This window comes from Alishewanella sp. WH16-1 (assembly GCF_001441695.1).
GTDB classification, from domain to species: domain Bacteria; phylum Pseudomonadota; class Gammaproteobacteria; order Enterobacterales; family Alteromonadaceae; genus Alishewanella; species Alishewanella agri.
In genome coordinates this window covers 1-12,594 of record NZ_LCWL01000103.1, presented here as the reverse complement: position 1 = coordinate 12,594, position 12,594 = coordinate 1, and the positions used below count along the sequence as shown (strand labels likewise).

15 protein-coding genes and 4 tRNA genes are annotated in these 12,594 nt (G+C 45.9%); all 19 read right to left on the bottom strand.

Going from position 1 to position 12,594, the window contains the following annotated elements; all coding sequences use genetic code 11:
- Nucleotides 1-280 (bottom strand): hypothetical protein (locus tag AAY72_RS16935; protein ID WP_231728954.1); only part of this gene is annotated, 280 nt, incomplete at its 3' end.
- A gap of 64 nt (nucleotides 281-344) precedes the next feature.
- Entirely contained in the window at nucleotides 345-2,126 is a 1,782-nt protein-coding gene (locus tag AAY72_RS10745; RefSeq protein ID WP_057787434.1) for an ATP-dependent endonuclease, read from the bottom strand.
- Between the two features lie 111 nt (nucleotides 2,127-2,237).
- A complete protein-coding gene (locus AAY72_RS10740; protein WP_008984300.1) occupies nucleotides 2,238-2,501 on the bottom strand; it encodes a hypothetical protein in 264 nt (87 codons plus the stop codon).
- Between the two features lie 125 nt (nucleotides 2,502-2,626).
- On the bottom strand, nucleotides 2,627-3,073 hold the full coding sequence (locus AAY72_RS10735; RefSeq protein ID WP_057787432.1) for a hypothetical protein: 447 nt from the start codon (nucleotides 3,071-3,073) through the stop codon (nucleotides 2,627-2,629).
- Nucleotides 3,074-3,161: 88 nt separating this feature from the next.
- On the bottom strand, nucleotides 3,162-3,572 hold the full coding sequence (locus AAY72_RS10730; RefSeq protein ID WP_008983330.1) for a PaaI family thioesterase: 411 nt from the start codon (nucleotides 3,570-3,572) through the stop codon (nucleotides 3,162-3,164).
- Between the two features lie 110 nt (nucleotides 3,573-3,682).
- Entirely contained in the window at nucleotides 3,683-4,126 is a 444-nt protein-coding gene (locus AAY72_RS10725; protein WP_231728953.1) for a rod shape-determining protein, read from the bottom strand.
- 188 nt (nucleotides 4,127-4,314) lie between these two features.
- Complete coding sequence (locus tag AAY72_RS10720) at nucleotides 4,315-4,758, bottom strand: VOC family protein (RefSeq protein WP_132581104.1); 444 nt, start codon at nucleotides 4,756-4,758, stop codon at nucleotides 4,315-4,317.
- A 109-nt stretch (nucleotides 4,759-4,867) separates the two neighbouring features.
- Entirely contained in the window at nucleotides 4,868-5,167 is a 300-nt protein-coding gene (locus tag AAY72_RS10715; RefSeq protein WP_039925282.1) for a hypothetical protein, read from the bottom strand.
- Between the two features lie 500 nt (nucleotides 5,168-5,667).
- Nucleotides 5,668-6,102 (bottom strand): hypothetical protein, encoded by a 435-nt coding sequence (locus AAY72_RS10710; protein WP_057787426.1) that lies wholly within the window; start codon nucleotides 6,100-6,102, stop codon nucleotides 5,668-5,670.
- 451 nt (nucleotides 6,103-6,553) lie between these two features.
- On the bottom strand, nucleotides 6,554-7,120 hold the full coding sequence (locus tag AAY72_RS10705) for a hypothetical protein (protein WP_057787424.1): 567 nt from the start codon (nucleotides 7,118-7,120) through the stop codon (nucleotides 6,554-6,556).
- 210 nt (nucleotides 7,121-7,330) lie between these two features.
- Nucleotides 7,331-7,474 carry a hypothetical protein gene (locus AAY72_RS16735; RefSeq protein ID WP_156411314.1) on the bottom strand — a complete coding sequence of 48 codons (144 nt, stop codon included), beginning with the start codon at nucleotides 7,472-7,474 and terminating at the stop codon, nucleotides 7,331-7,333.
- Between the two features lie 137 nt (nucleotides 7,475-7,611).
- Nucleotides 7,612-8,130, bottom strand: a complete 519-nt coding sequence (locus tag AAY72_RS10700) for a hypothetical protein (protein ID WP_008983310.1) — start codon at nucleotides 8,128-8,130, stop codon at nucleotides 7,612-7,614.
- A gap of 473 nt (nucleotides 8,131-8,603) precedes the next feature.
- Nucleotides 8,604-8,679 (bottom strand) — tRNA-Gly (locus AAY72_RS10695).
- A gap of 35 nt (nucleotides 8,680-8,714) precedes the next feature.
- Nucleotides 8,715-8,801: transfer RNA gene (locus AAY72_RS10690), tRNA-Leu, on the bottom strand.
- Nucleotides 8,802-8,835: 34 nt separating this feature from the next.
- Nucleotides 8,836-8,909, bottom strand: a tRNA-Cys gene (locus AAY72_RS10685).
- A gap of 24 nt (nucleotides 8,910-8,933) precedes the next feature.
- Nucleotides 8,934-9,009, bottom strand: a tRNA-Gly gene (locus tag AAY72_RS10680).
- Nucleotides 9,010-9,230: 221 nt separating this feature from the next.
- The gene (gene pgsA / locus AAY72_RS10675) at nucleotides 9,231-9,788 is read right to left on the bottom strand and encodes a CDP-diacylglycerol--glycerol-3-phosphate 3-phosphatidyltransferase (protein WP_057787422.1); all 558 of its coding nucleotides are present in this window, start codon (nucleotides 9,786-9,788) and stop codon (nucleotides 9,231-9,233) included.
- Between the two features lie 31 nt (nucleotides 9,789-9,819).
- Nucleotides 9,820-11,652: an excinuclease ABC subunit UvrC gene (gene uvrC, locus AAY72_RS10670; protein WP_369815355.1), complete on the bottom strand. Its 1,833-nt coding sequence runs from the start codon at nucleotides 11,650-11,652 to the stop codon at nucleotides 9,820-9,822.
- Nucleotides 11,652-12,302 (bottom strand): UvrY/SirA/GacA family response regulator transcription factor, encoded by a 651-nt coding sequence (gene uvrY / locus AAY72_RS10665; protein WP_057787418.1) that lies wholly within the window; start codon nucleotides 12,300-12,302, stop codon nucleotides 11,652-11,654. Before uvrY ends, uvrC begins: the two co-directional genes overlap by 1 nt.
- Nucleotides 12,303-12,594 lie beyond the last annotated feature (292 nt).

Here is a 12,594-nt window from a genome sequence, read left to right as displayed (position 1 = left end):
ATTTCTGGGGATACCTCAGATAAATTGCATAATTTTCTTCCAGATTGACTTTTCTAAGTATTGAGGTTCCCATTTCTTCGATATAAGCGATCTGTATGCGACCAAATTCATTTTCCCAGTTCCATTTGGCCTTTGTGTCATACGTTAGTTCTTTCTGCTTTCTGAGATTTTCCTGATACTTATAGTATGCAAAAACACAACCCAATATGATTGAGAGCGCAACTATTAAGATAAAAAATAACTTCAATAATTTCTTTAGCATAAATTTTTCAGTGCTCATAGCTAACGCCGCGCTCACTGGCAAATTGAAGCGCAGCGTAAATTTGTCCAAGTGCAGCGCATTGTTATGCCTCGACTTCGATGCCATACGCGAGGCTGATTTTCTGCTTCATCCCCTCACTCAAAGTAAATCCTTGAGAGGTGACATGATTCAAAGCGATATAGGGCTTGCTACTACCTCCTTTTGGAAGCCCAAGCTCCTCCTCTATATCGTTAACCAAGACAAGAGATTTTCCTACGGCGGGATCGATGACATCTTCTATCTTTTGGGTAGATGTATTAGCCGAGGCAATAGCATCTGCGCCTTTTCCTTGCTGATGATCACGATCATATACAGCCACATAGGGTATCTTGAATTTGTTGAGCAATTTGACATAGAGAGGAATGTTGTCTTTAGAACCACAATCAATAAGCGTGTAATCATATCTAAACACCCCAATTTTTTTTGCCAGCAAAGGAAAAACAGTCTTTTCTGTAGCCCCTTCCAACAACACAACCTTGCTAGCAAAAAATAACTCGCCTCTATCTGGATTTATCCAATAGGATAAATTGAAGTCCTTTTTTGCGTCACCTTCAAATAGATCATCCACACATTGCTTTACTGTAGTCTCATCCGAACCGGTTTCTTTGGTGGCAATGTAGATTGACTTGTATCGTTCAACATCAATTAAGCCGCTAGAGTGAGTGCACAGAATGACCTGACTTCCAGACTCCGAAAGATTAACGAACGAATCAAATAAGGATCGCTGTGCTTGAGGATGCAGATAAAGCTCAGGTTCCTCAAAAATAAAGTACCTGGAGTTTGATACTTTTCTTGCGCTTTCGCCCTCATCGCCATTATTCGCAGCGGCTGCAATAGCTCTTTTGGCGACAACTTGGATCAGTGCAACTGTTAATGCTCTCTGTAATCCATGACCTTTACGCTTTATATCGGTTCTTACCCCGTCATCAACCCACACTTGCGTGTTTGCTTTGAATACACTTTCAATATCTGGGGAGCTTATCTCAATATCAACTCTTGCCCCCCATGTAACCAATTCTGTCGCGAGCTCTTCTTCAAAATCCGAAAGCTGCTTAGGCCGCCCTTCATTTACATTGCCATCTTTGTCTTTCTTATTCAGTGTTTCGAAAAGCTTCCCTAAATTTTCTTTAGTTGTCTTCCATTCATCGTTGCTTTCTGACATTAATGCTACAACGTCGGAATACATTTTTCCGAAGACGCTAGAATCTTTTGAAGTAAAGTCGTCAGACGCTTCCTTGACTGCAGGAATGAAGTATACCTCCCCGAATATTCCACTAGCGACAGACTTTAGACCTAGAAAATTTGTAGCCTCAAGCTCATAGCTAAAATTTATTGCATCTCGATTTTGTTGAATGTAGGCAGCCTGAGCATTAACAATATCTTGCTTTGAAATTCTTCCTGTAGCAGGGATAAATGGATGAAATGGAAGACTGCTGGCCAACTCTCTTGTTGTGTATGCGCTAGCATTTGCCTCTTGGAGCCATTCTTCTGTAGGGTTTTCGATATAACCACGATACTCAAAGCTACCGCCTAAGTACGCTGTTTTTCTAACTACAATTTTGCCTTCAGAGGTTAAATATTTTTTGAAGGTTGTATTGTCAGATTCATCTAGGCACCCAAACTGCAATTCAACAAATAATTCCGTGGAGCCTTTATGGAAATCCAAATCATGATGCTTAATCTCACCGAAGAAAAACAATATTGAAGACAATAAGTTTGATTTTCCGTGATTGTTTTGACCAATTATCACCATCAAGTCCTGGGCATAGATGACTTGATCCTTTATTGATCTCCAATTTTTTATTGTTATTTTCTCGATCTTCACGATTCTTCCTTAAAAGGCATAACGCTGAGCACACCGGCGCAGCGTAGGCAGTCCCGTGGAGGCCACGCTTTTTGTGGCCGGAACGCAATTTAGTAATTTGTTATGTGACATTTAATGTTTAGCAATTGTTGAATGGTGCATAACCCAATAAGCTAAAGCAACAAATACACCACCAACTAAAACAGCCAAAGACCACAACCAAGAATTTACAAATGCTAGAGATCCATGCTCTCTTTGTAATTTGTTGGCGTCGTTAAATACTGCAGCACTGAAGGCAAGATGAACTAAGATGGCACCTATAATTGGCAAGATATTCCACATTAAGCCAAACGCCATTACTTGGCCTGAGTTTAAACTATTAAAATATAAATCCATTTAGATACCCTTTTTTAAAGATCAGCTTGATGCTGAGAGTCACATAACGCCGCGCACACGGGCGACAAAAACGCGCCAGCGGGTTTGGCGTCCCAGCGGCCGCAGGCCGCGAGTGCTGCGCATTGTTAGGCATTTCTTGCACCTAAAACTGACCACTGCTGCCAAGAACCTAAAGCAAACAAGCCGCCAATAAATAAACATATACCAGAACTAATTAGCCAAAACATCAGGCTGTTTTCCGGGAAAATGGGCATTAACCCAGTGAAGGAAACGCCACGAAGTAAAAATATACTGGCAATAAGGACTAGCGCTAATTTTGTAAGCGGTAAACGTTTAATTGCACCCGCGCCCGACAAGCCATAAAGCGACCAAACCAGAAGCACCATAACAATAACAGAGGTTACAATTGTCGGATACCAAAGCCCTTGCTCTGCCATCACAGCCATCTGTTCACCTGCACCAAAGAAGCGATACCAATCTCCTCCGAATACAATACAGCCAAGATGAGCAAGTGCGGCAGCAAAACAACATATTGCCGCAGCCAGAAGATACTTATTACTTGAAGTGTGCACCTTTCCTCCTTGAATGCCTAACGCTTAAAGCAGCGGAAAACAAAAGTGTAGCGGAGCGGAGCTTTTGGTTTTCCGCTGCCTTTACTTGTTAGCTTTTTGATACCGGTACCGAATAAGTAGCAACAACGTGCGCCACCGGTTCAGCAAGACCTTCCGAATATAAAAATACCTCTCCGACCACAAGGCTCTTTCCTATCTTTAATAATGAGCAACGCCCGATAATATCCCGATCGGAAGACGGCTTACGCAGGAAATTAATGTTGAGACTGGTCGTTACAGCAAGCGGCACCAAACCTATTTCACCCAGGATAGCTACGTAGAGTGCCACATCGGCAACTGCCATCAATACGGGACCGGAGACCGTACCGCCAGGACGGAGTTCTTCAAAACCGATACGATGCCTAACCGTAGCGCCACGCGAACCGATCTCCTCGACCGTACACTTTGTTTGAGGAAACTCCGTTTTTAAGAACTCTGTAATTTCTTCTTTGGAAACCATATTTGGACTCCGGCGAAAGCTAACGCCTTGCTAATTGGCTGCCGCAGCGCAGCGTAGGCAGTCCAGTGGAGGCCACGCTTTTTGTGGCCGGAACGAAATTAAGCAACTTGTTAAGTGGCTTTGATTTTAGCTTTAATATCATCATAGCTCTGTGCGCGCACATTGATTTTACTGCCAGTATGGATCAGGACTTCCCTTGCTCCCATACCACTTGCAAGTTCACGTAAGACTCGCTCCTCTATATCGCTTAGCCCACCATCAGTTTTTTCTAGTTGATGCATGATTACTCTCGGCGCGGCTCTTAACTTTGAGCTATTCAAAGTAAAAATACCATGCTGCAATATCTTTTCAGCCAGCGTGAAATTTCCGATAAAACTTCTAGTGTGTGAAAAAGGGTTCGTTGTCTGAATAGTTGGCCCCGATAACGATTTAGCCTCTCGACCAATAGCCTTAATATTTTCTTTTCCCTTCCCGCCTTCTAGCGATATCCAAGGTTCAATTTCAATAAATTGCCCGGTTGAAAACTTTTGCATTGTGATTTTATTTTCACTCAACTCAACCAGCAGGTCGAAGGAAAACAGGCTTCTAATGAATTCGAATATCAAATGCGGCCTCCAAGCCACTTAACGCAAAGCTTTGGGGCGGCTGAAGCGCAGCGTAAGCCGTCCCAGCCGCGATAGCGGCGACAACAGCGCATTGTTATGTGCTTTAACCATTACTATTGCCAATAACGTACTTTTTATCATTTATTAAATTGACGAAGTTGAATGTGGTTACCATCACGATCTGCGATGTTTGATACTTTAAATATTGGATTGCTCCACTCGCCCTCAAATGCTTGACCACCTAATTTAACAGCCTCCTCACGCGACATAGCCATATCATCCACCGTGAGGAAAAGCTTAATGGAGCTGAAGGCTTTAGTCGGAATATCGAATGGTGGCACATGAATGATTAAGTTGAAGCCATTCGTTTCTAAGCTAATAAAATCATTGGTTTTGCGAACAACTCGCATACCAAAAAGTTTTTCATAAAACTCTGATAGGTTGCTCAAATCGCCAGAGTAGATAAGAACACCGTTTTGCGCTGGCCCTGACATGCGCTCTTCCTTGCCGTGTACTGTGGATTGGAATAATGCAGATAAAATAAAGAATGCAAAAGTAAAATATTTAATTTTGTTGCGCAAAAATGCCTCCCAGCACATAACGCCCAAATTTAGCGCGGAAAGCCGCGCAGCGGGTTGACGTCGCAGCCAGCGCTTTTTGCTGGCGATAAAATTTGTTTGTTATACGTTTTTAACGAATATCTCTCTGCTGACTCAAAGGCAACCGTTTTGTTGAACTGAACACTAGCTGCCGCTTACCATCCCTTGCAAGGTAAACATCAATTTCTACAGTAACGAAAGCTCTAGGCTCAATTTCCAATATACCCAATTCACCTAAGTTTGTAGAAAGCAAAACCTTACCACCAAAAGCGAAAAAACTGCGGTCATGATCTTTAAAGTCACCATCGACATAAAGTTTCGCACCATGAAGCCAACTATTAACCACTTTAATGGAACGGCCTTTTACTTCAAAACTCCATGTTTTTCTCATTGAATACTCCGTAATTCAGAAAACGTATAACGCTGAGGTAACCGGCGCCGGAGCGCAGCGAAGGGAACCAAAAGCGGTACGCTTTTGGCGTCCGGTTGACCGCCTGGTTAGTGGCCGGTCACCACCAAGGTCTCCCTTGGCACCCAGCGCTGCATGCCCTCTCCCGAACAGCATGCACCACCCCAGCGGATGGCGAAAGGAACCAGAACGCAAACCGCACCAACCCGATTACTGTTTGAACTGGACGGCCCCGCGACTAGGGCACGCCATGAATAACCATGCTGCGGGTGACTTTGGCAACCAACCCCGACAGCAACTTTTCCGGCCTTGGCCATCACCAACACAGGCGGCTTTGCAGCCAAACCCGATGCCAAGGCCTTTGCACTGAGCCCGGCAAAAATGAAGACGGCCCGGGCCAATAACGCCGCGCACACGGGCGACAAAAACGCGCCAGCGGGTTTGGCGTCCCAGCGGCCGCAGGCCGCGAGTGATGCGTATTGTTATGTTTCATTTACCAGGACCGCTTTTGAACCCACATTCTTGATTACCGATACGCGAAATAAGCCACTTACAAATCGGTCGAATGCGGCAGGCTCTACTTTGAATGAAAATGAAGCTGTAGAACATACCTCATCACGAGGATAGCGCGTATCTCTGGATACAATTTTTACTGCCACCAGTATCCAGCCAGAATTGTCTGCACACGATAAATTAATATTAAAATACGATATCTGTTCACTTTCACCAGAACTAAATCGGATGATATCCTCTCGTTTCTTGGGAAAGCCGATCAACTGTTCACAAAAACCCTGAAACTGCTTTTCATTGACATAGCAGTCAGCTACACCAGCAAAGCCGTCACTCTCGCCTTTAATCCTTAGTTTCAGCTCATCATCTATTTCGGATAATTGCTCAAATTCCAAATATTCTCTCATGACCATCCTGAAACATAACGCATTGCTCACCGGAAAATTGGGAGCGCCAGCGAGTAATTTTTCCGGTGCAGTAACTTGTTAGCAGCAAACACCACACTTTCGCGGCTTTGCCGCCACGCGATGTTGACCGAAGCCACTGCACCCATAAATTAAAAACCTAACCAGCCAAGTGCGATACAACGAAATGACTGAAGCCTAAAACTTGCTGCAAGCGGAGCAAATGAACCAAAGGAACAACGCTACCGCCCTCGCCGCCAGCGACTAACCAACTAACAGGCGGACTTTACGTTTTGGCTTACCCGCTAAGAAAACCAGACGGGAGCAAAGCCAGAATTAAAACACGTACTAACCTTTACATTTTGAAAGCTGCTAACGCAGCCAGCAGCGGCCGAAAAGCCGCGCAGCGGGTTTGAGGTCCAGGCCACGCAGTGGCCGTTGCTGACTGGCCTTGTTACATGTTTATTAGCCACTTTGAAACCAAAACCAAAAAATAAATTAAAGTTACCGCACCTGTAAACATTAGAATTGCAACCAAAAGGTTTACCCATTTTGGATAGACTTGCTGAAGCAAGACATTAACAATTTTTGCCGCACCAGCATCAGACTCAATGTGCGAATTTATTTGGTTGTAAGTTAACGGGGGAATATATAGATAGGAGACTGTTATTTCCTTCTTTGGTGGAAGCACAGGAAAAACAAGCTCCTTACTGCCACCAGGCAAATCTTTAATAGAGTAATCTATATCGGGTTGAACAATAACGTTGTCAGGTAAAATGTTATGCCCAAGACGCAAATTAGTGGCGGGCTTTCTACCTGTATTCCGCACGACAACCGAATGTGTGTACACCCATTTATCTTGCTCATCACCATCGGTTCTTTTTAATTTAAATGAAGATACATGGCCGTAATGTGCAATGAGCCTTTCCTTTGCTTCCATAAAGTTTTTTAGCCATGCACCGAGAAATAGAGTAATCAGTGGCATTACTATTTTTATCACTAGTTCCCAGTTGATACTCATCGATACTCCTTTACTAGAAAAACATGTAACGCCGCCAGCACGCGCGGATTTGTAGTGAAGGCGAAGCCGCAACGAAAAAGACGTCGCCGTGCCTGGCCTTGTTATGGCTACATTGCTCGGTTGATGAGCCGCGTGCCTGAGCTAATGCCAATGTTGGCAGCCCTTTTTGACATAGGTGTTCAAATGTATCTGTTGCCGTGGGCAACAACATTAGACAACCTTGCCCAGAGATGAGCCAATAATCACTCCAAAGCTCATGATAACAACTGCCGCAATAAATGCCGCTAACACAATCAGGCCAGTTTTCTGGGCCTTTGGCACTGAATTCCACCAATTTTTTATTTCATTAATCATGAATCTTCCCTAACACATCGGAACTCGAAATTACTTAGCCATAACGCTCGCCACACACGCGAGCAACTTGTTGCGAGTCGAGCGCCCAACGGGCGCGTTTGTGCTGGCGCTTGTTATGCATTTGCACCAAGCTAGAACTATAAAAGCTTATAAAACAAGTGGCTACCAAACGAATTCCTATATAAATAAATAGCACCGAAAATCTGTTTTCTTGATGATATTACTTCAAGTATCTCATGACCGGCTTGCTCAATTACATCTTCAGGGAAAGTCATCGGCGTATACATGCCAACCAACAAAATACCAGGGCCATGTTGAGCCATAATGCTATTCATGGTTTTTTTGTCATATTTGTTGAGTATGACTTTAGTGACAATGTTTATTGAAGCCTCATCAGGGTTTAAAGTTAATCCATTCCCACCAGGAATATGTACTTTATCGTCAGCGGCATAAGTAGTAATACTTCTTGCCCATTCGCTGTTTTGAAAGGCGTCAGAAATTTCGATCCAAGTTGTATTTCCATCAATATCAACGATTGCATCTGGAGGATCTGGTCTACTCAAAACTTTAAGATCGCAGCCTTCCTTTGATAGAAAGATTTTAAAACTTTCCAGAACAGCAATTTCATGTGCAGGTTGAATATCTCGATGCTTCATTTCTTACCCCTGCATAACATCTTTATAGTTTGGAACGCACCTGCTTTCACGCAGTGTAAGCGCCCTTCTATTTTCAATTATGACACTACGCTAACGAATAACTTGCATTTAATCAATCGTTTTGATCTTAGGTATTTTTTTAGCCAGTGGAAAGCGGGTTAAAACCTTGCGATATACAAATTTACAGTATGCTTACGATTACTGGTTTTTTGATCAGTGTTCGACGCCTAAGCTGATCTAGAAATATGGCTTGGTTGAGATAGTTGTGCACTTTGATATCGCAGGTGGCGTCTCCGGTACGGCAAGCATACCGGAGACGTAGGCCGGTTTAGCGTTGGGTTTAGGTGTTCTTTTTAGTATCGCAGGATCGTCTCCGGTACGCATGCGTACCGGAGACGGGGAGCAGAACGGTGTAGTGTTGGGATTGAGCCTAAAATGCAAAAAGCCGCTTTGGCAGCGGCTTTTTTGGAATTTGGAGCGAGTTACGAGGTTCGAACTCGTGACCTCGACCTTGGCAAGGTCGCGCTCTACCAGCTGAGCTAAACTCGCATTTTGAAACTTTTATACTGCTGGTCAGTATAAAATGGTGCCCGGGGCCGGACTTGAACCGGCACGGGGTTTCCCCCGAGGGATTTTAAATCCCTTGTGTCTACCGATTTCACCACCCGGGCAGACACCTGTTTAACCTGTCAGTCAGGGTGTTAATGGAGGCGGGTCCCGGAGTCGAACCGAGGTGGACGGATTTGCAATCCGCTGCATGGCCACTCTGCCAACCCGCCACTAAGCTTTCCGACTCTGAGAGTTGGAGCGAGTTACGAGGTTCGAACTCGTGACCTCGACCTTGGCAAGGTCGCGCTCTACCAGCTGAGCTAAACTCGCGTTGCTATGGCCATCTGCCTTAACACGAGACGCATTCTACTGTTTTATACTGAGTCGTCAATAACAAATTTTTAGTTTTATGACCGTTTGCTTAAAAAGTAACAGCATCGGCGGTAAAAACAGCAACTTGCTTTGTTCTGCCCCCTGCGGCGGCATCCTGTTTCAAAACCGGCCGCTGCGACAGTCGAAACACGCGCAGTTCAGGCCCGGTTTCAGTAGCACTAGTTTGCGGCTAAATCGGCCCAGGCCGCGCGCAGATATTCGTACATCGACCACACGGTTAAAATGGTGGCGATATACAGCAAAATCCAGCCAGCCGGGGTAAACCAGGCAAATAAGGGCAGTTGGGGTTGCCAAATCAGGCCAATTAACGCCAGCATCTGAGCGATGGTTTTGTATTTGCCCAGATTAGAGACGGCTACATTGGCGCGTTTGCCAAGGCCCGCCATCCATTCGCGCAGCGCTGAAATAAAGATTTCGCGGCTGATAATAATAATCGCCGGCACTACTGCCCAAAGGTTATGAATGTCGGCAGCAATCAGCACCAGGGCCGTGGCAACCATCACCTTATCGGCGACCGGGTCAAGAAAGGCACCAAAGGGTGTGGACTGCTGTAAGCGGCGGGCCAGATAGCCATCCAGCGCATCGGTTACCGCAGCTAAACAGAACACCAACGCCGACCAGAAGCGGGCATGTTCTAAGCCCGAATAGAAACAGTAAATAAACACCGGGATCAGCAGCAAGCGAAAGAGGGTCAGCAGGTTAGGAATATTCCACATTTTAGTTCTCACATCAGTCCTGGTTGTTATGCTACTTGTTCTGGCAAGCCTGGTAAATCTTTTCAGCCTGTTGTTTGGAAATTCCCGGTACCTTGCACAATTCGGCAACACTGGCTTGCAACACGCCTTGCAAACCGCCTAAATATTGCAACAAAGCCTGGCGGCGCTTTTCGCCAATACCGGCGATATTTTCCAGTGGGCTTTTCAGTAGCGCCTTGCCGCGTTTATTTCGATGCCCGGTTATCGCAAAGCGGTGCGCTTCGTCGCGGATCTGCTGAATTAAATGCAGCGCCAGCGAATCCTCGGGTAAATGAATGCTACGGCCGCTATCCCATAAAATCAGCGTTTCCAGGCCGGCTTTACGGCTAACACCTTTTGCCACACCTATTAACAGCGGCTTTTTGGCAAAGGGCCAGTTGGCAAATTGTTCTAAGGCGATATTCAGCTGGCCCTGCCCCCCGTCGATAAACACAATGTCCGGAATTTTGCTTTCATCGCTAAGCTTACCGTAGCGCTTGTCCAGAGCAAAGCGCATAGCGCCATAGTCATCACCGGCGGTGACACCGGTTACGTTATAGCGGCGGTATTCCTGCTTATAGGGCCCTTCACCGTCAAATACCACACAGGCGGCAATCGTCGCCTGCCCCATGGTATGGCTGATATCGAAACACTCCATCCGGCTAATGGGATGGTCCAGTGCCAGCTGCTGCTGTAGCGCCTGATAGCGGGCACGCATCTTTTGTGTTAACGATTGCCGGCTATCCAAGGCTATCGCCGCGTTTTTTTGTGCCAGCGCGAGATACTGCGCTTTCTCGCCACGCTTGGCATAGGTTAAGCGTACCTTATGCTCGGCCAGCTTACTGATGGCGTCCGCCAGGGCTTCGGTGTCGGGTATTTCCAGTGGCAACACTATTTCTTTTGGAATTTGCTGCTCACTGTGGCCACTTAAATAAAACTGCAGCAAAAAGGCCGACAGCACTTCGGCGGCTTCGGTATCGGCCGGCACTTTCGGATAATAGGATTTACTGCCCAGAATTTTCCGATCGCGGATAAAGAGTACATGTACTACTGCCGTTTGCCCTTGCAGGCTAAAGCCAATCGCATCCAGCTCTTCATGCTCGCCGCTGACATGCTGCTGCTCCTGCACCCGGCGCAGTGCACTGATCTGATCGCGATACGCAGCCGCCGCTTCAAATTGTAATTGTTCGCTGGCGCTGTTCATCTTTTGCACCAGATCATCAATTACCTGCTGGTTTTTACCGCTTAAGAATAAGGTGGCTAAGCGTACTTGCTCGCTGTAATCCTGGTCGGAAATTTTACCGACACAGGGCGCGCTACACAGCTTTAACTGATACTGCAAACACGGCCGGGTACGGGCGCGGTAAAAACCATCTTCACACTGGCGAATTGGGAAAATCTTCTGCAGGGTTTTCAGGCTATGCCACACCGCACCGGCATTAGGGTAAGGGCCAAAGTACTGCCCCGGCACCTTGCGCGGGCCGCGGTGTGAGCTGATCCGCGGATGTTTATGCGCGGATAACAGAATATAAGGGTAAGATTTATCGTCGCGCAGCAGTACGTTGTACTTTGGCAGGTATTCTTTAATTAGGTTATTTTCCAGGATCAGCGCTTCGGTTTCGCTATGGGTTAGCGTGAACTCGACTTGGCTGATCTGGCTGACCAGCGCCCGGGTTTTAATGCTGTCGACTTCTTTACGAAAATAGCTGCTGAGGCGTTTTTTCAGATCTTTGGCTTTACCAACATAGATCACTGTGCCTGCGGCGTTTATCATCCGATAAACACCGGGCTGCTGTGGTACGGTCGCCAGAAAGGCTTTGGCGTCAAACATGGATATTTCGGGTATTAGTGCGCAATTTTCGCGATATCAATCATGCCATGGCGCAGTGCCAGGTGAGTTAATTCCACATCGCCACTGATCGCCAGTTTTTCAAACATCCGGTAACGATAAGAATTCACCGTCTTAGCGCTAACGTTAAGTTGCTCGGCAATGTCTGTGACTTTCTGGCCCTGGGTAATCATCAGCATAATTTGCAGTTCACGATCGGATAAGCCTTCAAAGGGGTTAGCCTGCTGGTTATTCACCTTGGCCAGTGCCATTTTTTGTGCCACTTCGTCGGAAATATGCCGCGCGCCGGAGTAGACCTTTTTAATGGCCATAATCATTTCTTTCGGCGGGGTGTTTTTCGAAATAAAACCTGCTGCACCAAGTTGCATCACTTTAGTGGGCACGGGTTCCTCACAGGAGATCGACAAACCGATAATTTTAATTTCCGGGCAGTAATGCAAAATACGCTTGGTGGCGGTCATCCCGCCCATACCCGGCATATTCATGTCCATCAATACCACATCAGGTTCATGTTGCCGGCAAAATTGCAGGGCTTCTTCGCCGGTACTGGCCTCGCCTATCACCTTGATACCGCGCTCATCCATTAGTATGCGACTGATCCCAGTTCTTACCAGCTCGTGATCATCAACTAACAGCACGTTAATCAACTTGGCTCTCCGTTATACTGGCTTACCTGTTGCTCCCATTTGAGCCAGGAGATTCAGGTATAGAATTATTCTGTTAGCTAGCATAGCCCAGCGCACCGTTTTTTCCTAATACTTATTCGTAATAAACATAGGATGGCGCCCGGCACCGATTTTGCTGAAAAACAATAAAGTTATAATTTAAATTAATGAAATTAAACGCTAATTTTAACGTTAAGTTAAAAATCATTTTGAATGGTAAAGTGTAGGAATCAGGATGGCTTACTGTGCTTAGAAGTGGCGGAGGGAGAGAGAT